The organism is Rubrobacter sp. M3-4 (assembly GCF_059772285.1).
Genome location: NZ_JCBAJP010000003.1, coordinates 169,390 through 192,856 on the forward strand (window position 1 = coordinate 169,390; position 23,467 = coordinate 192,856).

A 23,467-nucleotide genomic window follows, 5' to 3' on the forward strand; every position below is an offset into this window, starting at 1 on the left:
TCATCCGGACGTCAGTGCCTCCGCACCGGCGGCGATCTCGCTTATCTCGCGCGTGATCTGCGCCTGACGCGCCTTGTTCATCTGCAGCGTCAGGGTCTCCACCAGCTCGTTGGCGTTGTCCGTGGCGTTCTTCATCGCGGTCATCCGTGCCCCGTGCTCCCCGGCCGCGCTCTCCAGGAGAGCCTGGAAGACCTGCGTCTCCACGTAGCGCGGGATGAGCTTGCCCAGTATCACGTCCGCGTCTGGAACGAACTCGAAGGGGCTCGACGTACTCCGCTCGCCCTCCTCTTCCTCCGGCGCCGCGGGCAAGAGCCGCATGATCACCGGCCGCTGCACGAGCGCGCTCTGAAAGCGGTTGTAGACGAGATATACCTCATCGGCCTCCTCGCCCTCGAACAGGCGGGTGAGGCTCTGGCCGATCTCCTGCGCGTTCTCGAAGGCCGGTGAATCCGTGAAGCCGCTGAAGGACTCCGCCAGCTCTATCCTGCGGAAGCGGAAGAAGGCGATGCCCTTGCGCCCGCTCACCACCTGCCGGACCGGCACGCTCTGCCTGCGCCGGAAATCCATCGTACGACGGATCACCTGCGCGTTGAAGGCTCCGCACAGGCCGCGGTCGGAGGTGAGCGTCGCGACGGCGATCGCGCCCACCTCCTCCCGGCCGACGAGCAGCGGGTTCTTGCTCCCCGAACTCGCCGCGACGGCCCGCATCATCTCCTCGAAGTTCTCGGCGTAGGGGCGCGACCTCTTCACAGCGGCCTCCGCCTTGCGGAACTTCACCCCGGAGACCGTCTGCAGGGCGTCGGTCATCTTGGAGATGTTCTTTATGGAGGCGATCTGCCTCCTGATGTCCCGGACCGAGGCCAAGCCCTATCCCTCCCCGGAGCCGGCCGAGGAGACCCCAGCTATACCGGTCTCCGGCGGCTCGTAGACCTCGTTGAACTGCGTGATGGCCTCCTTGAGGGCCGCGATGCTCTCGTCGGAGAGGTCCTTCTCCTCGCGGATGGTCCTGAGCAGGTCCGCCTTGCTGTCCCGGAGGTAATTCCTGAAGTTCTCCTCCCAGTCCGGGACGTGCTCGACCTCCACCTCGTCGAGGAAACCGTTGGTCACCGCGAAGATGACCGCGACCTGCTCCTCGACCGGCAGCGGCTGGCGCTCACCCTGCTTGAGGATGCCGAGCGTACGCTGTCCGCGGGCCAGTGTATCCTGGGTGGCTTTGTCCAGATCGCTGCCGAACTGGGCGAAGCTCTCGAGCTCCCGGTACTGGGAGAGGTCGAGCCGCAGGGTGCCGGCGACCTTCTTCATCGCCTTTATCTGGGCAGCGCCGCCGACCCGGCTCACCGAGTTCCCGACGTCTATCGCCGGGCGCTGGTTCGCGTTGAACAGGTCGGTCTCGAGGAAGATCTGCCCGTCGGTTATCGAGATGACGTTCGTCGGGATGTACGCCGAGATGTCCCCGGCTTTGGTCTCGATGATCGGCAGCGCCGTGAGCGACCCACCCCCGCGCTCGTCGGAGAGCCGCGCCGCCCGCTCCAGGAGCCGCGAGTGCAGATAGAAGATGTCGCCGGGGTACGCCTCGCGGCCCGGCGGCCGCCTCAGGAGGAGCATCATCTGCCGGTAGGCCACGGCGTGCTTGGAGAGGTCGTCGTAGATGACGAGCGCGTCCTGCCCCTGGTGCATGAAGTACTCGCCGATGGCGCATCCGGCGTAGGGCGCCAGGTACTGCAGCGTGGCGGCCTGCGAGGCCGAGGCGTTTATGACCGTGGTGTACTCCATAGCCCCGGCGTCCTCGAGCACGCTCACCACCCCCGCGACCGAGGAATCCTTCTGCCCGATGGCCACGTAGATGCACTTGACGTCCTGATCGCGCTGGTTGATGATCGTGTCTATCGCGATCGAGGTCTTCCCCGTCTTGCGGTCGCCGATGATCAGCTCCCGCTGCCCCCTGCCGATGGGGATCATGGAGTCTATCGCCTTGATCCCGGTCTGGAGCGGCTCGTTCACCGGCTGGCGTTCTATGACCCCGGGCGCGATTATCTCCACCGGCCGGGTCTCCTCCGCCTGGATCTCTCCCCTGTCATCGATCGGCTGTCCGAGCGCGTTTATGACCCGGCCGAGCATCCCACTCCCCACGGGTATGCTCACCAGCCGTCCGGTCCGACGTACGACGGACCCTTCCTGGATGTAACGGTCGTCCCCGGCGATGATCGCGCCGACGTTGTCTTCCTCCAGGTTGAGCGCGAGCCCGAGCACCTTCTCACCGCGGACGTCCTCGAACTCGAGCATCTCCTGGTACATCGCGTTGGTGAGGCCGTGCACCCGGGCGATGCCGTCGCCGACCTCCAGAACCTGGCCCACCTCCTCGGTGCGGACCCTGTTCTCGTAATCGGTTATGGCTCCCTTGAGTATCGAGGAGATCTCCTCCGGCCTCAGCCTACCCATCGCTATACAACACTCCTCTCGACCATCGCCTCCCGCAGGCTCTCCAGTTGCCCCCGGAGGCTGCCGTCCATCATCCTGTCACCGAACCTGAAGACCGCTCCACCGATTATCTCCGGGTCCACGCTCGTCCTCAGGATCACCTCCCTGCCCGCGAGTATACCCTCCAGCCTCTCCTTGAGACGCCGGACCGCCCCCTCGGAAAGCTCGATGGCGGTGACGACCTCGACCTCGACGCGCCGGAGGTGCTCCTCGACGAGATCCTCGTAACGGAGCAGGATCTCGGGGAGCAGCTCCTCGCGGTCGTTGTCCACGAGCACCTTGAGGAAGTTGCGGGTGGACCGGCTCATACCCTCGGTCAGGGCGTCTATGACCCGCCGCTTCTCGCGTTTCTCGAGCTGCCCCCCGTAGAAGAAGAGCCTGAGCTCCTCGTTCCCCTCGAGCGCCTCGACCAGCTCCTTCAGATCCCCGAGGACCTCTTCGAGCTCGCCGCGCTCCCGCGCCGCCGCAAATAGCGCCTCTGCGTAAGTAGAGACCGCGCTCAAACTAACCTCCGCTCACCGAGCCGGCGACCTCGGCCTCGAGGTCGTCCAGAGCGGCCTGGATGAGCCTCTCGTGCTCCTCCCGGTCTATCTCGCGCCGCAGCACCTGCTCCGCGGCCTGTATGACCATCTCGGCGACCTCCTGGCGCACCTCACGCAGCGCGGCGTCGCGCTCGCGCCCGATCTCCTCCCGGGCCTGCCGGATTATCCGCTCGGCCTCCTGCCGGGCCTCGGCCTTGGTCCGTTCGCGCTGGGCTTCACCCTGCCTCCTCGCCTCATCCAGGATGCGGCGCGCCTCCTGCCGGGCCTCTTCCATCTGCCTCCGGTACTCCTCGAGGAGCTCCCGCGCCTCTTCCCGGGTCCGCTCGGCTTCCTCGATGGCCTGCTCGATGGCGGCCTGACGGCGCTGTATCTGCTCCCGGAGCACCGGGTAGACGAAACGGTAGAGCAGGATGAGCAGGATGGCGAAGCTCACGAGCTCCCAAAAGACGAGGCTCGTGTTGGTCACATCGAATATTCCGCCGCCCATGCTCCTACCTCCTGCCGAAAGCTAGAGGACGAAGGCGAGGAGTATCGCGAAGACCAGACCGTAGAGGGCGAACGCCTCCACGAGCCCGATACCCAGGAACATGAGCCCCCTGGTCTGCTCGAAAGCCTCCGGCTGCCGGTGGATGCTCGCTATGGTCTGGCCGATCAGATACCCCATCCCGGCCCCCGAACCGATGACCGCCGTCCCGGCGGCGATTCCGGTGCCCAAATACTTGAGCCCCTGGTCGGTGATGTTCGACTGCAGCAGCGCGAGGGTGCCGTCGAACCCTCCCGTCTGGGCTAGCTCAAGGATGCTGGTGGCCGATTCCAACACTTCTCGTCTCCTTTCTCTCGCCCCTCTCAGGGACCTTACATTTGCTGCAAAGTTTGCTCGAAGACAGCCAGGAACTCTATCCCTCTCCGTAGATGGCCAGCTCTATATAGACCTGCGTAAGTATAGCGAATATATATGCCTGGATGACGGCCACGAATATCTCGAATGCATAGAACACCACGGCGAGCGGCACCGAAACCACGGCGAAGTAGATGCCGTAGTAGAGGATGAAGCTGAGGAAGACGAAGATTATGAGGTGCCCCGCTATGATGTTCGCGTAGAGTCGCATGGCCAGCGTGAGGGGTTTCGTGAACTCCTGTATGAGGTGCAAGAACCACAGAGCCGGGGCCATGAGCTTCCCGGACCCTTCCGGCACCCAGCTCTTGAGATACTCACGCAGGCCGTGGCGCTTCACCCCTTCATACTGCGTGAGGATGAAGGTGAGGATGGCAAGCGCACCGGTGAAGGAGAGGTTGCTCGTCACCGGGTAGGTATTGGGGATGAGGGCAATGAGGTTCAATACCAGAAGAAGCACGAAGATCGAAAGGGTGTAGGGAAACCACTTCATCCCCTCGGGACCTATCTGGCCTCCGAGCATCCGCCGACCGAAGCCGTAGGTCTCCTCCACGAGGACCTGGTAGGCGCCGGGGCGGTTCCTCAGAGCCCGGCTCCCGAAGAACAGGAACAGAAAGGTCACGGCCACCCCGATGAACAAAAACCACTCGATCTTGCTGATGGAGAGGTTCAGCGGGCCGATATGGATGGGTATGACCCAGGATTTCTCCGCGCTCGACCAGGTATGGAGGATCTTCTCCCTGACCTGCTCCTGGCTCAGCTTCAAAAGCGACAGCGTTGCCGTCAAACCTTTGCCCTCCGCTCTACTATCTCGCCTGCTGCCTGCCTGCCGGGAGTACGCCTCACCGTACCCCCGGCCACGGCCTGGGGCGCGAGCAAGATGGTCTCAACGAGGTAGACCATCGCAAAGCCCGCGAGCATGGCCACGATCGGCCATGCTCCCAGAAAAGCCGGCATCCCCAGAGCCAGCGCGTCAAACCCGTAGCGTAAGAAGAACGACCCGACCCCGAAGGCCCTCGCGAACCACGAACGTCCGGTCAGCAGGGTTACGGTGAGGGCCGTGGAGATCAGACTCACCAACCCGATACACACACCGTACCCGAAGGCTCCGGCGACCATCCCTCCGTAGACGATCAGCAGCACGACTCCCACCGCGAAAGCCGCGAGAGAGACCCGGAGCGCGTACCAGAGAGCGAGCCGCCACTGAGCGGTCATCTCCCCCCCAGGCCCTTCACGGCCAGGTAGACGTAGTAGAGTGCTCCGGCGAACCCCGCCACCAACCCGAGGATGGTGAAAAGGGGCAGGGTCCCGGCGAGCCCGTCCACGAAAAAACCGCCGGCCGCCAGCGCGACGATCATCGTTACGAAAGCAAACCCAATTCCTATGTATCGGGCATAGTTACCGCCCATATCTGCTTCGAAAGAGCCGTTCTCCGCCATTGGGCAAACTATACCTTACTGGTTATATTGCTGCAAAGAAGCAGAATCGTCATATCGTGAGAAAAATCGGCTCACGACCGCTCCCCGTCGAGCCCGAGCCTGACCATCCTGAGCCCGCCCTCTGCCGCCATCTCCAGCGCCAGGGAGTCCGGGTAGCCCGCGTCGTAGTAGACCTCCTCTATACCGGAGTTCATGATCATCTTGACGCAGAGCAAGCATGGCTGGTGGGTGCAGTAGATCGAGGCCCCGCGCACGCTCACCCCGTGATAGGCGGCCTGGATGATGGCGTTCTGCTCGGCATGGAGCGTCCGCTGGCAGCTCTCCCGGCCGTCGACGACCCGGATCAGACACCCCACCTCGTCGCAGTGGGGCATTCCGGAGGGGCTGCCGTTGTACCCGGTGGTGAGTATCCTGCGGTCGCGCACGACGACCGCGCCGACCGCGAGACGCGGGCAGGTCGAACGGGTGGCGACCTCGTGCGCTATGCGCATGAAGTACTCGTCCCAGGAGGGACGGGTTTGGTGCGAGACTTCAGAGCGTGCCATACAGCCTGTCCCCCGCATCGCCCAGCCCCGGTACTATGAACGCTCTCTCGTCCAGCCCCGGATCCACCGCCGCCGTGTAGAAGGAGACGTCCGGGTGCTCGCGCGTGACCCGCTCTATCCCGGGTACGGCGGCCACGGCGTGCACGCACGAGATCCAGACGGCCCCTTCCTCCTTGAGCTTGGCGAGCGTGGCGGAGAGGCTGCCGCCGGTGGCGAGCATGGGATCGAGCACGACGACGAAGTAGTCTTTCAGGTTGCGCGGAAGGTTCACGTAGTACTCGACCGGCTCGGCGGTCCGCTCGTCCCGGAAGAGCCCCATGAAACCGACCGTGGCCTCCGGCAGCAACGCCAGCGCCCCTTCGAGCATCCCCAGCCCGGCCCGCAACACGGGCACCAGGCAGATGGGTCCCGAGATCTCCTCGACCTCCGTCTCGGCGAGCGGGGTGTGCACCTTCACCGTGCTCGTCGGCATCCGGCGTGTCGCCTCGGCGACCAGGATGAGGGCGAGCTCGTGCATGGCCTGCCGGAACTCCCGGTGTCTGGTGCGCTCGTCCCTGAGAACCGAGAGCTTGTGCCGGCTCAGGGGTAGATCGACGACGTGAAGGTTGGGATGGTCAGACATAGAGAGGATAAGACTCCACGAGCTCCCTGACCCTACCGCGCAACCCATCGGTCTCGCCCCGGGCCGCGGCCACTATGATGTCCGCGATCTCGCGCATCTCCTCCTCGCCCATCCCGCGGGTCGTGACCGCCGCGGTGCCGAGCCGGATGCCGCTGGTCACGGTCGGCGGCTCGGGATCTCCGGGGACCATGTTCTTGTTGCAGGTGATCCCGACGCTTTCGAGCCTGGTCTCGAGCTCCTTGCCGGTAACCCCGCTGCCGCGCAGATCGACGAGCATCAGATGGTTGTCCGTCCCGCCGGAGACGAGCTTCATCCCGCCCTCCATGAGCCTCTCGGCCATGGTCCGGGCGTTCGCCACCACCCGCCGGGCGTAGTCCGCGAACTCGGGCCTCAACGCCTCGCCGAGCGCGACGGCTTTGCCGGCTATGGCGTGCATCAACGGTCCCCCCTGCAGGCCGGGGAAGATCCGGCTGTCGAGCTTCCTGGCGAACTCCTCGCGGCAGAAGACCATACCGCCCCGCCCGCCGCGCAGCGTCTTGTGGGTCGTCGTCGTGACCACCTCGCAGTAGGGGATCGGCGAGGGGTGCACCCCTCCGGCGACCAGCCCGGCGATGTGGGCCATGTCCACCATCAGGTAAGCACCCACCTCGTCGGCGATCTCACGGAAGGCCTCGAAGTGCAGCGTGCGCGGGTAGGCGCTCGCCCCGGCGACTATGAGCCGGGGCCGCTCGCGCCGGGCTATCTCACGCACCTCGTCGTGGTCTATGTAGCCGTCCTCACCCACACCGTAGTGGACGAAGTCGTAGGTTCTGCCGCTGAAGTTGATCTTCATGCCGTGGGTCAGATGCCCGCCGTGGGCGAGGTCCATCGAGAGAACCTTCTCCCCGGGCTCGAGCAACACGGCGTAGGCGGCCTCGTTGGCCTGGCTCCCGGAGTGCGGCTGTACGTTGACGTGCTCGGCACCGAAGAGCTTCTTCGCCCGCTCTATGGCCAAGCTCTCCACCCTGTCCACGTGCTCGCAGCCACCATAGTACCTCTTGCCGGGGTATCCCTCGGCGTACTTGTTGGTCAGCACGGACCCCTGCGCGGCCAGCACCGCCGGCGACGCGAAGTTCTCGCTCGCTATGAGCTCTATCGTGCTCCGCTGGCGCTCGAGCTCCGCGTCCAGAGCTTCCTGAACTTCCGCGTCCACCTCGATGTAAGGCCCGATCAAAGGTTCACCTCCGACTCTCTACCGTGGCCCGCCCCACGCCGCCTGGTGCGTCGAAGACGCGAATCCCGGGCGCTAAGAAGCAGCCTCCGGCACGCACGGTCACAGCCAGCCCGGGAGAGTATAAACACAGCAGGCCCAGCCCTCAAACACGTCCCTCACGGACGAGCCGCTCCAGCTTCTCCTGGTCCAGCTCCCCCGAGGGACGTAGCACCCGCAGGTTCTCCCCCGAGAGATCAACCACCGCAGAAGCCGTACCCCCGCCGGGTTCTCCTTCCACGATGAAGTCGACCTCCTCCAGCACCCGGGGGTCAACCTCCTCGAGCGAGGAGGGCGCAGGCTCTCCAGAGATGTTTGCGCTCGTGGCGTAGACCGGGCCACCATAGGCCTCGAGCAGCCGCTGCACGGTGGGATGGTCCGGGACACGCAGCCCTACCGTCCCACCCCCTGGACGGTCCAGCACGAGCGTGAGGCCTCCAGGCCAGTAGAGCTCGGCGAGCTTCCCGGCGAGCGGGGGAACCCGGACCGCAAGACCGAACGCCTCCCGGGCCGAGCGGCACAGAAGCTGCAACGGCTTGTTCGGATCCCGCCGCTTTATCTCCTGTATCCTGCGCACACCCCTCTCCGTGGCCATGAGCCCGACTACGGTCTCGGTCGGAACGAGCCCGACCTCCCCCCGCCTCAGGTGCTCCACGGCTTCCTCTACCTTTACCTTAGCTTTCATCCCACCTCCCACGCGAAGGCGACCACACGTTCGCTGCCGGCGAGATCACGCTCCACCCCGAGCGGGCGGAAGCCGGCTTTCTCCCCGAGGTCTAACACCTCTTGTGCCTGTCCGTCCCCGATCTCCAGGATCACCCCGGCCCCAGGCGCGAGCAGCTCCGGGATCTCGGCGAAGATCCTCCTGTAGAAGGAGAGGCCGTCCGGACCGCCGTCGAGAGCCTCGGGGGGATCCCACAGGCGTACTTCGGGCATGAGAGCGTCGATCTCCCCGCTCTCCACATAGGGCGGGTTCGAAACGAGAAGGTCGATCCGCCCCGCAAGCTCCTCGAGCCCCCTCGAGAGATCGGCCTGCAGGAATGTCACCTCCACCCCAGAGGAAGCGGCGTTGCGCCGGGCAACCTCGAGCGCCGCAGGAGAGACGTCCGAAGCGTAGACCTCGCATCGGGGCCTCTCCAACGCTACGGAGAGAGCTATCGCCCCCGAACCAGTCCCGAGGTCGAGCACCCTAGCCTCCCCCCCACGCCCGTCGATCCAACGGAGCGCCACCTCGACGACGCTCTCCGTGTCGGCGCGCGGCACGAGCACCGAACCGTCTACTTCAAGCTTAAGTTTACGGAAGTACGCGTAACCGAGGATACGCTGCACGGGCTCACGTCCCCTGCGTCGGGAGATCCAGGAACGGTAGCGATCCAGCAGTTCACCGGAGACCGGGATGTCGCGGGCGGCCACCTCCGACCTTCCGAGCCCGAGGAGCTCTGCAAGGAGTACTTCGGCCGAGACTTCGGGCTCGGGTACGCCCGAGGCCCGCAGTTCCTCCGTCGCCTCTCTGACGAGCCGGCGGCTCGCCACCGTACGGTCGAGCAAGCTCAGCTTCTGGCCCCGGCCGCCTCCTCGGCCAGCCGTTCGGCTCTTTCCTTCGCGGCGAGGGCGTGAGTGAATTCTTCGAGTTCACCGTCGAGCACGGCCTCGAGGTTGTGGGTGGTGAGGTTGACCCGGTGATCCGTAACCCGTCCCTGGGGGAAGTTGTAGGTCCGGACCTTCGCCGAGCGGTCGCCGGTCCCGACCTGAGCGAGCCGCATCGCTCCCTGCCGCTCGCGCTGCTCGCGCAGCTCACGCTCGAGCAGGCGCGAGCGCAGGATCCTCATCGCCTGCTCCTTGTTCTGAAGCTGGCTCTTCTCGTTCTGGCAGGTCACGACGAGGCCGGTCGGCTTGTGCGTGATCCTGACCGCCGAGTCGGTGGTGTTCACGCTCTGGCCACCGGGTCCGGAGGAGCGGTAGACGTCTATCTCGAGGTCGTTCGGGTTTATCTCCACCTCGACCTCCTCGGCCTCCGGGAGGACGGCGACGGTCGCCGTGGAGGTGTGGATGCGCCCCTGGCTCTCGGTCTTCGGAACGCGCTGGACCCGGTGGGTACCTCCCTCGTGCTTGAAGATGGAGTACGCCCGGTCGCCGCTGATCTCCAGCGTGATCTCCTTGTAGCCACCGATCTCCGCCGGGCTCGAAGAGAGAACGCGATGGCTGAAGCCGAGTCGGTCGGCATACCTGGTGTACATCTCGTAGAGCTCGCCGGCGAACAGAGCGGCCTCGTCTCCCCCGGCCCCGGCGCGTATCTCGAGGATGACGTCCTTGTCGTCGTTCGGATCGCGCACTATGAGTTCGGCGCGCACCTCCTCCGCGAGCGCCTCGGCCCTCTCCTCCGCCGCAGCGGCCTCTGCGGCGAAAAACTCCCTCTCCTCGGCGTTCTCCGAAGACTCGACCAGCTCTCTGGCCTCCCGGCTCTCCTTTATGGCCCCGAGCATCGCCTCACAGAGCTCGGCTCCACGCTTCAGACGCGCGTGCTCCTTGGCCACCTCCGCGTACCTGCGTTGATCCGAGTACAGCCCGGGGTCGGACAGCTCCTGCGTGAGCGCCCGGAACCTGCCCAGCGTCTCCTCCGCCAGCTTTACGACCTGCTCGTCCAAATTAGATCACCAGCTTGCTCGTACCATCGTCCACACCGCCGCCTCGCACCTCCCGCTCCATGGAGAGCACCTTCTTGAGCGAGGCCATCGCCACCTCGACCATCTCGTCCGTTGGTTCACGGGTCGTCAGCTTCTGCAGCTGCAGCCCAGGCCATATCAAAACCTTGACCGCAGGGTTATCCTGGTGTCTGGCGCTCCACATTATGAACTCGAAAGCTATACCCGCGACCAACGGTATCACGACTATCCTGCTCGCGACCATCGCGGCCCACCCCTGTATACCGAGCAGCGAGAAAGCCAGGATCGAGAGCACGAGCACGTAGAGGATGAAGCTCGTGCCGCAGCGGACGTGGCTCGTGTCGAGATCCCTCGCGTTCTCGGGGACGAGCTCGTCCCCACGCTCGTAGACCTTTATCGCCTTGTGCTCGGCGCCGTGGTAGGCGAAGAAACGCTTGATGTCGCGGCTCACCGCCGTGATCCCCACCAGGTAGGCCAGGAAGATGGCGATGCGCAAAACCCCTTCTACCAGGTTGAAGACCAGGGGGTTCTCGATCCTCCCTCCGAGGAGCCAGCCTATCCCCTTGGTGCCGAGCACCGGAACGGCCAGGAAGAGCACGACCGCGAGCACGAGCCCGAAGAGCATCGTGCCCGCTATCTCCTTCCTGGAGAGCTCCTGCTCCTCACCGAGCGCGATGTTGGTGGAGAGCGTGAGGGCCCGCATGCCCAGCCACAGGGTCTCGGCCAGAGAGACGAAACCCCTTATCACCGGGAGGCGTAGCAGGCGGCTCCTTCCGGTGACCGAACGGAATCGCTCGGCCTTGATGTCCACCTCCCCGTCGGGCGTCCTGACCGCCACCCCCCAGAAGTTGGGGGAGCGCATCAGGACGCCCTCCATCACCGCCTGCCCGCCGACCCGCATGGTGGCCCCGCTACTTCTTGCTCCGCCGGGCCAGACGATCCTGGAAGCGCTGGACCCTCCCGCCGGAATCGACTATGCGCTGCTTGCCGGTGAAGAAGGGGTGGCAGGCGGAGCACACGTCCACGTGCAGCACCTCCTGCTCGGCGGTCGAACGGGTCTCGAACTCGTTGCCGCAGCTGCACCTCACGATCGTCTTCGTGTAGGCCGGATGGATACCACTCTTCATCTTTTTCCTCCGATCTGCAGGATCTCGTCGAACGACAACTAGTTTAATACTTCCCGGCCAGAAAGCCCGGGAAGGCGGGCCCCCGCGGACGAGAGCGGCGCCTTCCCGACCGCCGAAACGCCCCGCTACCGCACCCGCTGCAGCTCGCGCAGGAACTCGGCGTTGGTGCGGGTCTCCTTGAGCTTCTGGATGAGGAGCTCTATCTTCTGGCTGGTGTCCAGCGCGTTGAGGATGTTCCTGACCTGCCAGACCCTCTGCGCCTCGGCGGGCTCCATCAGGAGCTCCTCCTTGCGGGTTCCGGAATCCTCGATGTTGATAGCCGGGTAGATCCTCTTGTTCGCCAGCTTGCGCTCCAGGTGGAGTTCCATGTTGCCGGTGCCCTTGAACTCCTCGTAGATGACCTCCTCCATGCGGCTGCCGGTCTCCACGAGGGCACTCGCCAGGATCGTGAGCGAGCCGCCGTTCTCGATGTTGCGCGCCGCGCCGAAGAACTTCTTCGGCGGATAGAGCGCGGCCGAATCCACGCCCCCGGAAAGGATACGTCCGCTCGCCGGAGCCGCCAGGTTGTAGGCGCGCGCGAGGCGGGTGAGCGAGTCGAGCAACACCACCACGTCGTCGCCTTCCTCCACGAGCCGCTTGACGCGCTCGAGGACGAGCTCTGCCACGGCGATGTGGTTCTCCGGCGGCTGGTCGAAGGTCGAGGCCACGACCTCCGCCTCGGGCACGCTGCGTCGCCAGTCCGTCGCCTCCTCCGGGCGCTCGTCGGCGAGCAGAACCAGTACTTTCACGTCCGGGTAGTTGGCGATTATGGACTGCGCGATCTGCTTCAGGATCGTGGTCTTGCCCGCCTTCGGCGGTGAGACGATGAGCCCGCGCTGCCCCTTGCCGATCGGAGCGACCAGGTCTATCACCCGCGGGGCGATGTCGTTGGGCTTCCACTCCAACCGCAGTCGCTCCATGGGGTAGAGCGGCGTCAGGTCGTCGAAGTTCGGCCGCTGACGGCCCTTCTGCGGCTCACGGTCGTTTATCTTCTCGATGCGCACCAGCGCCGGGTACTTCTCCCCTTCACGCGCCGGTCGGATCTGCCCGACTATGTAGTCTCCACGCCTGAGGTTGAAACGCTTGATCTGCGAGGTGGAGACGTAGATGTCACCCTTGCTCTGAATGTAACCGCGGGTGCGCAGGAACCCGAACCCGTCGGGCAGGATGTCTAGGACCCCGCTCTGCCTGAGCTTCTCGTCCTTCTCCTCCGGGCGCTGTCCTCCCCGCGGCTGCTTCTGCTCGGGCTCCTTCGGCTTCTCTTCCTTCGGCTTCTCCACGACCGCCGTCTCGGCCTCGCCGAAAGAGTCCTGGACGGGCTCCTTCACGGCGGCGGAGCCGTTCGTCTCGACGCGTACCTCGCCGGTAGCCGCCTCGGGCGGTTTGGTCTCCTCCCGGTCACCGTTCCCCGCCTGCTCGGTAGCAACCTTGTAGATCAGGGCCGCGAGCTCGGATTTGCGGTATTTGCGGTACTTCTCGATGCCAAGCTGGGATGCTATCTGGTGCAGATCGCTCAGCTTCTTGCGTTCAAGAGTGGATATGTCGGCCATTTCTTACCTCTCGTCTAGGACACTTCTAGGACAACTTCATGGTGCGGCTTCAGCGCCGGAAACCCTGCAGCCGGACGTCTGGTCCCAGAACATGGATGGTGTCGATAAATCTTACCATACGGGGCCTGGTGGACATCACCACCGTCTGCGTCCTGGCCCCACCCCGGAAGTACTTCACGCCCTCGAGCGTCTCCCCCGGCGTTATACCCGTGGCTGCAAAGATCACGTCCTCCCCCCGGATGAGATCGTCCAGCGTGAGCTTCTGCTCGGGATCGTCGAGCCCGCACTCCCTGAGCTTCTCGACCTGAGAGCGCTGCGTGGGCCACATCCGCGCCTGCATCTCCCCCCCGAGGCACTTTATGGCCGCGGCGGCGAGGATACCCTCCAGCGCCCCCCCGATCCCGATGACCGCGTCGAGATCCGCCCCCCGCAACCCGACGGCGATGGCCGGGGCGAGGTCTCCCTCGGGGCGGATCTGGATCCTGGCCCCGCTGCGTCGGATCTCCTCGATGAGCCCCTCGTGCCGCTCGCGGTCCAGTATGGCGACGGTTATCTCCGAGGGCTCACGGCCCATCGCCTCCGCGATGGCCCGGACGTTCTCCCCCACCGGGGCGTCTATGTCTATGCGGCCCCGCGCTTGGGGACCGACGATGAGCTTGCTCATGTACATGTCCGGCGTCCGAAGCATCGTGCCCCGCGGAGAGACCGCCACCGCAGTCACCGACCCGGACAGGCCTTTGGTAAGCAACGTCAGCCCTTCGACGGGCTCGACGGCGATGTCCACTTCGGGCCCACCGGCCCCCAGCACGTCGCCGACGGAGAGCACCTCCGGATGCAGCAGCCTCCCCTTGCCCGGCCTCTCCTCCCGGAAGACGACCACTTCGGCGGAGACCTCCGCCTTGTCGATCTCCTCCCTGAAGGTCTTGCTGGCCAGCGTGTAGGCCTCCTCCGGAGAACCGGAACCTTCGAGACGGGCCACTCGCAGCGCAACCTTCTCGGTCACGGTCGCAAACTCGATGGCCCTCATCATCCCCCCGGAATGGGGCTCGACCGCGCTAATAGAGGATCACCCACCTCCCGTGCCCGCCGCGGGTCCCTCGCCGGGACCCCTCTCTCAGTGAGGGCGGGGTATTGCGGAATTCGATACGGAGTATCCCCGCGATCGCAAGACCACAGCGGGATACCTCAGCAACGAAATTATACACCAGAGTATGTCTTCAGCCACTTTTCTTCCCGGTGAAACGCCGGAGAGCCCGCCCGGCGGCATCGAGCAGAACGCGATCCAGCCCCTCCGCCACCGGTTCGTTGTCGCAGTAGTAGACCGGCACCCCCTCCTCCAGCCCCCGTCGCACCACCACGTCCACCGCGGCGGCTTTGATCTCGGTGAGGTAGGCCTCCGCCCCGCGGACGTCTTCGAGGTCTCGCTCGAGCGCCCGCCGGTTGGAGAGGTTCCCGGTGGCCGCGACGACCCTGCAGCCGTAGTTCTCCTCGAGGAACCCAGCGAGCCGGCCGAGCATTTTCCGCGGCGCCGTCGAGACGTAGACCAGCCGCACCCCACGCACGTCCATGGCGGGACGCGGGCGGAAGACCACGGGGACGACCTCGATCTCCGGCTTCACCCTCCGAACCTCCTGCCTGAGCCGCTGCACCCTCTCGGGTGAGGCCAGCGGCTCCTCGGCCATCGTGATCAGCAACACCTCCGAGACGAGCAACCGGTAGGCGCCGAGGAACCCGGTCACGTATTCGGGGTCCTGGTTCGCTCCGGCGACGAGCACCCGCGCCCCCGCCTCCACGGGCGGCAAAGCGGCCCCCGAGCCATCGAAGAGGATGAGGCCCCCCTCGAGCCCGGCGGCTACCCTCGCCCCCTCGATCACGTTGGAGACGAAAGGTGCCCCGGCGAGCCCGCCGCCGCAGCGCCGGCATCCCACCGTCGTCACCCGGCTGAGCGCGGCGGTCTCGTAGCAATCGCTCGCCGCATGCGCCCCCCGCCGCAGCGCCTCGAGAAGATAGTCGCTGCCGATCTCCATCCTCTTCCCATCTATCACCTCCGGGCGCGGGGGCCCCCCGCGTCCCATGGAGACGACGATCGGATCGAACCCCTCCCGCGCCAGAAGCCGGGCGAGATACCCCGTCACCGCGGTCTTCCCGATCCTTTTCCCGGTGCCGATGACCGCCAGCGAAGGCTTCCCAAAGACGGGCTGAAACTCCGGCGGGCGAAGCTCGAAGTCACTGCCCACGTAGCGCGCGCCCGCAGCGAGCACCCTCGAGGCTATCCTCATCCGTTCCCTGTAACCGACCACCGGCTCATCGGAGAGATCGACGACGACGTCCACTTCGTAACGTACGATCGCCTCCCTGACGGCGTCTTCCGGATCCTCCCCGAAGACGAGCGGCATCCCGTAGTCGGTTCCCTCCCCGATCTTCTCCGTCCCCCCGAGCAAGACCGCCGCGACCGGTTCCACGCCGAGGGAGGAGCACACCCTCTCCATCGCCTCCAGCACGACCGGAGGGTAGTGTTCCCCGTCTATGAGGAAGAGCGCCCGCCTCCCGCTCAAGGAGATCCCCTACCGCTCGCCGGAGAGCGCGACCCCCGAGTCTATCTTCTCCTCCCGGCGGTAGTAGGCGTGCGTCCTGGGGTTGAAGTCCACCGCGAGTTCGCGTTCCTTGAACGGATACTTCCTGAAAACCCGCACCCGGCGGTCCTCTATCTCGACCACGTTGTAGCAGGGACGGGTGTTACCCCGCAGCCGGGTGGTCGACGCGGTGCCCGCGTTGACGATGAACATATCCTCGAGCTTCCAGGAATAAGGAACGTGCTTGTGCCCGGAGAGCACGAGGTCCACGCCCACCTCCACCAAGAGCTCCAGGATGTCACCCGCGTCGAAGATGATGTTGCGTTCCCGTCCAGTACCGGGGATGGGCACGAGATGGTGGTGGATCACGAAGATCTTCAACCTGTCGCCAGCCCCGGCGAAGGAGTCGCGGATGAACTCGTAGTGCTCGCGTCCAACCCGGCCGTCGTTCAGATCCGGCTCCGAGGAGTCCACCCCGACCATCACCGCCTCGTCGAAATCCAGGACCGAATACCGCTCCCCGAAGAGACGCTCGAAGTGTACGTAGCCTACGTTGCGCGAGTCGTGGTTACCAGGGATGACCATCACCCTCTCACACCGGAAGCGACGCAAGTAGTCCGCGGCGGTCTCGAACTCCTGCCGGTACCCGGCGTCGGTGAGATCTCCGGAGATCACCACGGCCGTCGGGTCCATCTCGTTGACCTCCAGGATGGTGCGCTCCAGAAGGTCGGGAACGAAGTGCGGGCTCCCGCAGTGGATGTCGCTCACCTGACAGATGACCATCCGCTTGCTCGCGCTCATCTCCTCCCCAGGCCCCTCCTCTCGGGATCACACGGGTGCACCCGGCAGTATACCAGAGCGGCTCAACCCGCCTTATCGACCTCGACGTTGAGCTCCTCCTCTATCTCCTCGAGCGTCTTCCCCCTCGTCTCGGGAACGAGCGCGAGCACGAAGAGGAACGAGACCACCCCCATCCCGGCGAACAACAGCATCGAGAGGCCCTGGCCGAGCCCGGCGAGCATGCTCGGGAAGGTGAGCGAGACCAGGAAGTTGGAGGCCCAGTTCCCCCAGGTCGCGAGCCCCTCCGCGGGCCCGCGCACCCGCAGAGGATAGATCTCCGGGAGCATCACCCAGACCGTCGGGCCCCAGGTGGCCGCGAAGGAGGCTATGTAGACGGCGAGGCAGATTATCGTGATGATCCCGATGGCCCCGCCCTTTATCCCGACCGCGAGCGTGAGGAAACCGAGCACCGCCAGGCTGGCGGTCATCCCGACGCTCCCGGCGAGAAGCAGCCGCTTGCGTCCTATGGTGTCGAGCGTCCTTATCGCGACGAAGGTGAAGAGCACGTTGACGACCCCTATACCGACCTGCGCGAGGATGGAGGCCGAATCTCCGAGGCCGAGCTTGGTCAGGGTGGTCGGCGCGTAGTAGATGATGGTGTTGATCCCGACGAACTGCTGCAGGATCGCGAGCCCGAGCCCGACGATGAGCGCCGGCCGGATCCAGGCTTTGACCAGCTCTCCCCAGCCGGCCTGTTCCCTGGCCCGCCGCTCGGCCTCCTGGATCCCCTCTATCTCCTCCTCGATCCTCTCCTCCCCCCGGGTGCGCCCCAGCACCTGCCGCGCCACGTCGAGCCGTCCGTGGCCGACCAGCCAGCGCGGGGTCTCCGGCATGAAGTACATCCCGACGAAGAGCGCCGCCGCGGGTATCACGGCGAGCCCGAACATCCAGCGCCAGGCCGCGTAGGGGGCGAGCAGGTAATCGACTATGTATGCGACCAGGATTCCCAACGTGATCATGAGCTGGTTGAGCGAGGTGAGCCGACCGCGCACCTCGGCCGGCGAGATCTCCGCGATGTACATCGGCACTATCACCGAGGCGAGTCCGACCCCGATGCCGAGCACGATCCTGAAGAGGACCAGAACGGCGACATCTGGCGACGCAGCGGCCCCTATCGCCCCGATCCCGAAGACGACCCCCGCCAGGAGCGTGAGCCTCCTGCGCCCGAGCCGGTCGGCGAGAGACCCGCACACCAGCGCCCCGATCATGGCCCCGATCAGGATCGCGCTCGTCACCAAGCCCTGCATGAAGGCATCATGCTGGATCCCGAGGTCTTTCTTCAGAAAGAGGAGTGCCCCGGAGATGACCCCGGTGTCATACCCGAAGAGAAGCCCACCAAGCGCACTTATGCCCGACGCCACGTAGACGAAACGTCGTCGGGCCGAAGAACCTTCCGACATCTTCCGACCCCCAGAAACCCGAGTTATTCCTGTCCTCTATGAGGAGGTTAACCCGCCACGCCGCCCGGCATCACATGAAAATCGGACCGGAGGTGAACCGGTTAACCACCCCGTTCCCGGCGAGGCTTGAACGATCCGGGCCCGGATGTAGCCTATACCCTGGTCTCCCGGAAACACTCCCTTCCCGACACCGGTGCGCAATGGGGGAGCGTCGTGCTTCGAACCAGCCTAGAAAGGAGGTACGCCATGACCGTTACGCTGCAGGCCATAAAGCGGCTCAGGAGGATGACCAGGGCTCAGAAGGAGCGCCAGGGCAGGCGCGCCCGCTCCGGGAAGCGGCGCCAGCCGCTACATCCTCTCCGGAGCCTCGACCCCGAGTAGCTCGAGTCCCGACCTCAGGACGTTCTTGGTGGCGGCGCACAGCGCGAGCCGTCGCCCGCGCTCGGCTTCGTCGTCCACGAGCACCCGGTGAACCGTGTAGAAGCGGTGGAAGATGGTCGCGAGCCCCTCGAGGTAGGTCGGTATGGGGTGCACTTCCCGCCTCTCGGCGGCGCTGTGCAGCACCCGCGGGAAGTCGAGCAGCTCGAGGACCAGCAACCTCTCCTCCGGAGCAAGCCCACCGGCTTCGACCTCCCCCACCGACTCCGGATCGAGCCCGGCCCGCCGGAAGATGGATGCGATCCTTGCGTGGGCGTACTGCACGTAGTAGACCGGGTTCTCGTCCGACTGTCGGACGGCGAGGTCGAGGTCGAAGTTCATCTCCGTGCGGTGCGAAGAGCGCACGTAGAAGTACCGCGCGGCGTCGACCCCGACCTCGTCGAGCAACTCCTCCAGGGTCACGAAGTTGCCCGCCCGTTTGCTGACCTTGACCTGCTCTCCTTCCCGTACCAGCTTGACCAGCCGCACGAACTCCACGTCGAGGAAATCTCCGGGCACCCCGAGCGCCGCGAGCCCGGCCCGGATGCGCGGCGGATAACCCGCGTGGTCGGCGCCCAGCACGTCCACCGCCCGCCGGAACCCGCGCTCGAACTTGTCCAGATGGTAGACGAGGTCCGGCGCCATGTAGGTGTAGGAGCCGTCGCTCTTCACGAGCACCCGGTCACGGTCGTCGCCGAAGTTGCTCGAGGCGAGCCACAACGCCCCCTCCTTCTCGTAGGTGTGATCGCTTAGCCTGAGCCGCCGCAGAACATCCTCGATCTTCCCAGAGTCGTAGAGGGACCTCTCGCTGAAGTACCCGTCGAAGTCGACCCGGGAGCGGGCGAGGGTATCCTTTATCTCCCGCATGCACCACCGGACGGCGAAGGCACTGATCTCTTCGAGCGCCTCCCTCCGCGAAAGCTTCAGCAGTTCATCGGCACGCGCTTCGGAAAGATCGCGGGCTATGTCGGCGATGTACTCCCCGCGGTAGAGGGACTCGGGGTCTGAGACGGGCCACTCCTCACCGTAGAGGGCGGCGTAGCGAGCGGCGACGGACTCCCCCAGCAGGCGTATCTGATTGCCTCCGTCGTTGACGTAGTACTCACGGAACACCTTCTTACCGGAGGCGGTGAGTATCCTCGCCAGCGAGTCGCCGTAGGCGGCGTGCCGACCGTGAGCGACGGTCAGCGGACCAGTCGGGTTCGCGCTCACGTACTCCAGTATCACCGGCTCGCCCGAGGGTTCCCTCCTGCCGTAGGAGCCCCCCGCCCGCAGCAGATCCCCAACCTCGCCCCACAGCGCATCGGAGGAAAGCCGGAAGTTCATGAAACCGGGCCCGGCGGCCTCAGCCTCCTCGACGAGGTCACTCTCGAGAGCACCGCACAGCTCCTCCGCCACCTCCCTCGGGTTGCGTCGGAAGACCCTGGCGTTGGCCAGCGCCACGTTGCTGGCATAGTCTCCGTGGCTGGGATCGTTGGGTCTCTCGACGTGCACACCCTCGAGCTCCACGCCGTACACCTGGCGGGCAGCGTCCTCTATGGCCGCAGCGAGCCTCTCCTCAATCTTCATCCCGCTCCCCTCTCCCGAGAAGCTCTTCCATGAGCCTGCGCGCCTCCCCGGCGGCCTTCCGACTCTCCGCCTCGTCCGGTACGAACCGCGCGAGGAGTACGTCCCCCGGAGAACACCCCGGTGGAAGCATCTCCCGCGGCACATCGAAGGTTATGCCGCCCCGCGGGTAGGGCGTCAGTACGGCCCATCCACCGTCCTCGAACCTGTCGATCTGCACGCGCACACGCTTATGGTAGCATCCCGGCGCCGGCTCTCCCTACCGCTGCAGGCGCAGCTGGACGGTGGTCCCGCGCTGAGGTGAGGAGATGACGTCCAGCCCCGCACCGATCTCGGCGGCTCTCAGACGCATCACCCGCATCCCCACCCCCTCACGGACCTTCTCCGGCGAGAACCCGTTTCCGTCGTCGCGCACCCGGACGATGAGCACCGATCCCACGCCCCTGCTCTCGAGCCAGACACGGGCAGCCCCGGCGTGCCTCGCAGCGTTCCACATGGCCTCGCACACGACCCGGCAGACGGCGGCCGCCTCACGAGCCTCGACGCCGTCGAGCGGATCCCGCAGGTCCACGCACACCTCCAGCCCGAAACACTCACACAGATCCTCGGCGAAGCTCCGCAGCACGGCGCCGGGATCGAAAGCCTCCCCGCATCTACCCCGCAGCTCCTCGATGGGGAGCGCCACCTGATAACCGACCTGCCGGGCCTCGAACTCCGCCCGGCGGAGCAAATCCTCCGCCCCATCCCCGTCGCCGCCGGTGAGCGCCACCCGACACTCGACGATCCGCTCGCGCAGTTCCTCTACGCTCCGCTCCAGCGATCCCCGCAGCTCCCGGGAGATCCTCGCCTGCTCCTCCCTCCTCGCCAGCCCGACGGTCTCGGAGCGCACGCCGCGGTTGAGCAGCGTGAGAACGGAGACCCTGAACCCAAAGTAGAGAACGAAAAAGACGCCGCCCCACAAAACATAGCGTGGCGCCGGCGGGTGCAGCGATACCCACCAGATCATAAATGCATACTGCAACGCTGGGGAGAGTGGACCGAACCAGAAGGACAATGTCCTCCAGGAGCTTATCCCCACCTTCCTCGCCCGCCCGGTCAGACCGCCACCATCCCGCGCCCCCCGGAGGGCGGCGAGCCCCAGCAGCACCATCCCGAGGCTCCAGACCACCACGGGAAACGCACCGGGGTTCTCTCCGCCGAGCGGCTGGCCGAAGAAATACGTGAGGTCCGCAACGACCAGCGCGAAGAGAGCTCCCGCCAGCCGTCCGGCGAAGGCGGGCCTCTCATCCCCCGAGAGTACCACCAGCGCGAGGAAGAGCAACCCGAAGTCCGCCACCCCGCCCGCGAAGTTCAGTACGGCTCCCCTCAAGAGATCCTGCGAGGCTCCCTCCAACGCCCGCCCGAGCACGAAGTACCAGCCGAGCAACCCGGCGGAGACCATGACGGCGATCGTGTCCAGCGGGATGAGCGGGAAGATCCCCCTGGTGGTCACGGCGACCAGATACAGTAAGGCGGCAAAAAGTAGAAGGTAAGAGAGCACGTACATCGGATCCCGGGGCACGAACCCGAGCTGGTAGGGGGTGCGGAAGCCGAAGATCTCCCAGACGAGATACCCCAGGATCATGAACCCGATCCCAGAGGAGCAAAGCCCCCAGAACCACCTCCCGAGAGCCGTACCGCTCTTTGCCGACGCCCAACCGCAGGCTCCGAGCGCGAAGAGCGCCGAACAACCGTACAGCGCGGAGAGGAGCGCGATCGTGAGTGGATCCTCGGCCCAGAAAACCTCCGGCAACGCGGCCGCCAGGGTCCACAGGGTGAGGATGAGAACGGAGCTCGGCACCCGACGGGCGCCGCGCACCAAGACGACCGAGGCCCCCCTTTCGGCGCTCCATCCCTTCACGATACCCCGATTCACCTCCCCCCGGGGCCAGTTCGAACCCTGCGGCTTCCATGGTAGGGGGAGGAGAAGCTCTGGTCAACTACCAGTGGTAGCTCTCGCCGCGTTCGATCTTCACCGCCCGGTAGAGCTGTTCGAGCAAGACGACGCGCGCGAGGGCGTGTGGAAGCGTAATGCGCCCGAAGGAGAGCACCAGGTCGGCGCGCTCGAGCACCGCCCCGTCGAGGCCCAGCGGACCGCCGACGACGAAGGCCACGTGGCTCCACCCGGAGAGTCCGAGCGAGGAGAGCCTCCGGGCGAGCTCCTCCGAAGAGAGCTCCCTGCCGCGCTCACGATCAAGGACCACCGTGTACGCACCCTGCGGCAGACGACGCAAGAGACGCCCGGCCTCCGCCGAGAGCACCTCCTCCGGGCTCCGCCGGTTGATATCCTCCTCGCGAACCTCGACGACCTCGACCGCGAAGTACCGGCGAAGCCTACTCAGATACTCCTCACAACCCCCGGCGGCCCACCCCCGGAGCTTCCCGACGGCGACGATGGTGGCCCGACGGATCACCGCCCCACGCCGAAGAGTCGGTCCGTCAGGCCGCGGACGCAACCGTCGTCCGGGTGCCCGGAGCAGGGATCGACCTCGACCCAGGGCGTGGGCCGCCCGCGCATCGCGGCCCGGATCCGGACCCGGCCGTAACCGGCCTCGCGCAGCACCCGGGCGACGGTCCCGCAGGCGCGCGCTGGGGAATTGTTGGTCTCGGAGAGGTGTGCGAGGACGATCTCCGAGAGACCGTGCGGAGCCAGGGCGAGCGCCGCTTCGGCTGCCTGCTGGTTGGAGAGGTGCCCGCTGCCGGAGAGGATCCTGCGCTTGAGTTCCTCGGGATAAGGTCCTCGACGCAGCCACTGCGGGTCGTGATTCGCCTCCAGGACCAGCGCCCGCGCGCCGCTCATCCAGCCGAGGGTCTGCGGCGTCACCTCCCCGAGATCGGTGGCGAAAGCCGCCGAAACCCCCTCCGTACGGAGCCTCAGACCACAGGTCGGGGCGTCGTGGGGCACCTCGAAGTAGGTCGCCTCCACCCCGCAGACCTCGAAGGGCTCCGCTACCTCGACGGACGCGACCCCGGGAGCATCCCAGACGCCACGGGCGGCGTAGACCTGCACCCCGCACTTGCGCACCAGCGAACGGATCCCGGAGGTGTGGTCGGTGTGACCGTGGGTGACGAGGACCGCCTCGACGTCATCGATGCCACGTCCGATACGAGCGAGCAAGCGCTCGACCCTGCGGCAGGACAACCCGGCGTCGACGAGAAAACCGCGTCCCGAGGCCTCGACGTAGGCGACGTTCCCCGAGCTCCCGCTCGAGAGGATGCTCAGGCGCAGCCCCGGTTTCGCGGAGCCCCCGCGGGGAGCCACCTCCCCGCTCAACGCTCTTTCTTCCGGCCGCCCTTCTCCCCGCCGGTGAGCGCGGAGGTGACGCCCGCCCGGAGTTCCTGCCGGTATCGGCTCATCTTCCCGAGCCCGTCTCCCACCCCGCGGGCCAGACGCACCGCACGCCGGGGGCCCACGACGACGAGGACGATGGCGAAGAGGATCAGAAGGTGCAGCGGTTGGAAAAGGTCGGTCACCATGGCGTC

The 23,467-nt window shown here is 65.9% G+C and carries 28 protein-coding genes; 1 reads left to right on the plus strand and 27 read right to left on the minus strand.

Translation table 11 applies throughout. The features are described from left to right. From atpG to AC6EKW_RS04860, 21 genes are all read right to left on the minus strand, one after another. Nucleotides 1-864, minus strand: a complete 864-nt coding sequence (gene atpG, locus AC6EKW_RS04760; RefSeq protein ID WP_273887452.1) for an ATP synthase F1 subunit gamma — start codon at nucleotides 862-864, stop codon at nucleotides 1-3. A 3-nt stretch (nucleotides 865-867) separates the two neighbouring features. Further along, nucleotides 868-2,439 (minus strand): F0F1 ATP synthase subunit alpha, encoded by a 1,572-nt coding sequence (atpA, locus tag AC6EKW_RS04765; protein WP_273887451.1) that lies wholly within the window; start codon nucleotides 2,437-2,439, stop codon nucleotides 868-870. A 2-nt stretch (nucleotides 2,440-2,441) separates the two neighbouring features. Continuing rightward, nucleotides 2,442-2,981 (minus strand): ATP synthase F1 subunit delta, encoded by a 540-nt coding sequence (atpH, locus tag AC6EKW_RS04770; RefSeq protein ID WP_273887450.1) that lies wholly within the window; start codon nucleotides 2,979-2,981, stop codon nucleotides 2,442-2,444. Between the two features lies 1 nt (nucleotide 2,982). Then, nucleotides 2,983-3,507 carry a F0F1 ATP synthase subunit B gene (gene atpF / locus AC6EKW_RS04775; RefSeq protein ID WP_273887449.1) on the minus strand — a complete coding sequence of 175 codons (525 nt, stop codon included), beginning with the start codon at nucleotides 3,505-3,507 and terminating at the stop codon, nucleotides 2,983-2,985. A 21-nt stretch (nucleotides 3,508-3,528) separates the two neighbouring features. Beyond that, nucleotides 3,529-3,837: an ATP synthase F0 subunit C gene (gene atpE / locus AC6EKW_RS04780; protein WP_273887448.1), complete on the minus strand. Its 309-nt coding sequence runs from the start codon at nucleotides 3,835-3,837 to the stop codon at nucleotides 3,529-3,531. Nucleotides 3,838-3,916: 79 nt separating this feature from the next. Beyond that, a complete protein-coding gene (gene atpB / locus AC6EKW_RS04785; protein WP_273887447.1) occupies nucleotides 3,917-4,702 on the minus strand; it encodes a F0F1 ATP synthase subunit A in 786 nt (261 codons plus the stop codon). Then, on the minus strand, nucleotides 4,699-5,130 hold the full coding sequence (locus AC6EKW_RS04790; RefSeq protein ID WP_273887446.1) for a hypothetical protein: 432 nt from the start codon (nucleotides 5,128-5,130) through the stop codon (nucleotides 4,699-4,701). The genes atpB and AC6EKW_RS04790 overlap by 4 nt, the downstream gene beginning before the upstream one ends. After that, entirely contained in the window at nucleotides 5,127-5,324 is a 198-nt protein-coding gene (locus AC6EKW_RS04795) for an AtpZ/AtpI family protein (RefSeq protein WP_273887445.1), read from the minus strand. The genes AC6EKW_RS04790 and AC6EKW_RS04795 overlap by 4 nt, the downstream gene beginning before the upstream one ends. A gap of 101 nt (nucleotides 5,325-5,425) precedes the next feature. After that, entirely contained in the window at nucleotides 5,426-5,899 is a 474-nt protein-coding gene (locus AC6EKW_RS04800) for a deoxycytidylate deaminase (RefSeq protein WP_273887444.1), read from the minus strand. Continuing rightward, nucleotides 5,886-6,521 carry a uracil phosphoribosyltransferase gene (upp, locus tag AC6EKW_RS04805; RefSeq protein WP_273887443.1) on the minus strand — a complete coding sequence of 212 codons (636 nt, stop codon included), beginning with the start codon at nucleotides 6,519-6,521 and terminating at the stop codon, nucleotides 5,886-5,888. The genes AC6EKW_RS04800 and upp overlap by 14 nt, the downstream gene beginning before the upstream one ends. Further along, nucleotides 6,514-7,734 (minus strand): serine hydroxymethyltransferase, encoded by a 1,221-nt coding sequence (glyA, locus tag AC6EKW_RS04810; RefSeq protein ID WP_337958736.1) that lies wholly within the window; start codon nucleotides 7,732-7,734, stop codon nucleotides 6,514-6,516. The genes upp and glyA overlap by 8 nt, the downstream gene beginning before the upstream one ends. A gap of 142 nt (nucleotides 7,735-7,876) precedes the next feature. Beyond that, the gene (locus tag AC6EKW_RS04815) at nucleotides 7,877-8,455 is read right to left on the minus strand and encodes an L-threonylcarbamoyladenylate synthase (RefSeq protein WP_498513805.1); all 579 of its coding nucleotides are present in this window, start codon (nucleotides 8,453-8,455) and stop codon (nucleotides 7,877-7,879) included. After that, on the minus strand, nucleotides 8,452-9,318 hold the full coding sequence (gene prmC, locus AC6EKW_RS04820; protein ID WP_498513806.1) for a peptide chain release factor N(5)-glutamine methyltransferase: 867 nt from the start codon (nucleotides 9,316-9,318) through the stop codon (nucleotides 8,452-8,454). Before prmC ends, AC6EKW_RS04815 begins: the two co-directional genes overlap by 4 nt. A gap of 2 nt (nucleotides 9,319-9,320) precedes the next feature. Further along, nucleotides 9,321-10,415, minus strand: a complete 1,095-nt coding sequence (prfA, locus tag AC6EKW_RS04825; RefSeq protein ID WP_498513807.1) for a peptide chain release factor 1 — start codon at nucleotides 10,413-10,415, stop codon at nucleotides 9,321-9,323. A 1-nt stretch (nucleotide 10,416) separates the two neighbouring features. After that, nucleotides 10,417-11,334: a DUF1385 domain-containing protein gene (locus AC6EKW_RS04830; RefSeq protein ID WP_273887439.1), complete on the minus strand. Its 918-nt coding sequence runs from the start codon at nucleotides 11,332-11,334 to the stop codon at nucleotides 10,417-10,419. Nucleotides 11,335-11,344: 10 nt separating this feature from the next. Continuing rightward, nucleotides 11,345-11,560 carry a 50S ribosomal protein L31 gene (gene rpmE / locus AC6EKW_RS04835; RefSeq protein ID WP_273843275.1) on the minus strand — a complete coding sequence of 72 codons (216 nt, stop codon included), beginning with the start codon at nucleotides 11,558-11,560 and terminating at the stop codon, nucleotides 11,345-11,347. 125 nt (nucleotides 11,561-11,685) lie between these two features. Continuing rightward, nucleotides 11,686-13,149: a transcription termination factor Rho gene (rho, locus tag AC6EKW_RS04840; protein ID WP_273887438.1), complete on the minus strand. Its 1,464-nt coding sequence runs from the start codon at nucleotides 13,147-13,149 to the stop codon at nucleotides 11,686-11,688. A 49-nt stretch (nucleotides 13,150-13,198) separates the two neighbouring features. After that, the gene (gene glpX, locus AC6EKW_RS04845) at nucleotides 13,199-14,179 is read right to left on the minus strand and encodes a class II fructose-bisphosphatase (protein WP_273887437.1); all 981 of its coding nucleotides are present in this window, start codon (nucleotides 14,177-14,179) and stop codon (nucleotides 13,199-13,201) included. A 187-nt stretch (nucleotides 14,180-14,366) separates the two neighbouring features. Continuing rightward, complete coding sequence (locus AC6EKW_RS04850) at nucleotides 14,367-15,704, minus strand: 2,3-diphosphoglycerate synthetase (protein WP_498513808.1); 1,338 nt, start codon at nucleotides 15,702-15,704, stop codon at nucleotides 14,367-14,369. 9 nt (nucleotides 15,705-15,713) lie between these two features. Then, complete coding sequence (locus AC6EKW_RS04855; protein WP_273887435.1) at nucleotides 15,714-16,523, minus strand: metallophosphoesterase family protein; 810 nt, start codon at nucleotides 16,521-16,523, stop codon at nucleotides 15,714-15,716. 62 nt (nucleotides 16,524-16,585) lie between these two features. After that, entirely contained in the window at nucleotides 16,586-17,962 is a 1,377-nt protein-coding gene (locus tag AC6EKW_RS04860; RefSeq protein WP_498513809.1) for a sugar porter family MFS transporter, read from the minus strand. A 246-nt stretch (nucleotides 17,963-18,208) separates the two neighbouring features. Here AC6EKW_RS04860 and AC6EKW_RS04865 point away from each other — a divergent pair, with 246 nt between their 5' ends. Continuing rightward, complete coding sequence (locus AC6EKW_RS04865; protein WP_273887433.1) at nucleotides 18,209-18,343, plus strand: hypothetical protein; 135 nt, start codon at nucleotides 18,209-18,211, stop codon at nucleotides 18,341-18,343. Here AC6EKW_RS04865 and argS read toward each other — a convergent pair. From argS to AC6EKW_RS04895, 6 genes are all read right to left on the minus strand, one after another. After that, nucleotides 18,311-19,948, minus strand: coding sequence for an arginine--tRNA ligase (argS, locus tag AC6EKW_RS04870; protein WP_273887432.1), 1,638 nt, complete (start codon nucleotides 19,946-19,948; stop codon nucleotides 18,311-18,313). The two genes, AC6EKW_RS04865 and argS, sit on opposite strands and share 33 nt — an antisense overlap. Beyond that, nucleotides 19,938-20,171, minus strand: coding sequence for a DUF3006 domain-containing protein (locus AC6EKW_RS04875; protein WP_273887431.1), 234 nt, complete (start codon nucleotides 20,169-20,171; stop codon nucleotides 19,938-19,940). Before AC6EKW_RS04875 ends, argS begins: the two co-directional genes overlap by 11 nt. Nucleotides 20,172-20,204: 33 nt before the next feature. Next, the gene (locus AC6EKW_RS04880; RefSeq protein ID WP_498513810.1) at nucleotides 20,205-21,845 is read right to left on the minus strand and encodes a sensor histidine kinase; all 1,641 of its coding nucleotides are present in this window, start codon (nucleotides 21,843-21,845) and stop codon (nucleotides 20,205-20,207) included. Between the two features lie 79 nt (nucleotides 21,846-21,924). After that, nucleotides 21,925-22,398: a 23S rRNA (pseudouridine(1915)-N(3))-methyltransferase RlmH gene (locus AC6EKW_RS04885; RefSeq protein WP_273887429.1), complete on the minus strand. Its 474-nt coding sequence runs from the start codon at nucleotides 22,396-22,398 to the stop codon at nucleotides 21,925-21,927. Next, entirely contained in the window at nucleotides 22,395-23,258 is an 864-nt protein-coding gene (locus tag AC6EKW_RS04890; RefSeq protein ID WP_273887428.1) for an MBL fold metallo-hydrolase, read from the minus strand. Before AC6EKW_RS04890 ends, AC6EKW_RS04885 begins: the two co-directional genes overlap by 4 nt. Then, nucleotides 23,255-23,461: a Sec-independent protein translocase subunit TatA/TatB gene (locus tag AC6EKW_RS04895; RefSeq protein WP_273887427.1), complete on the minus strand. Its 207-nt coding sequence runs from the start codon at nucleotides 23,459-23,461 to the stop codon at nucleotides 23,255-23,257. The genes AC6EKW_RS04890 and AC6EKW_RS04895 overlap by 4 nt, the downstream gene beginning before the upstream one ends. Nucleotides 23,462-23,467: the final 6 nt, after the last annotated feature.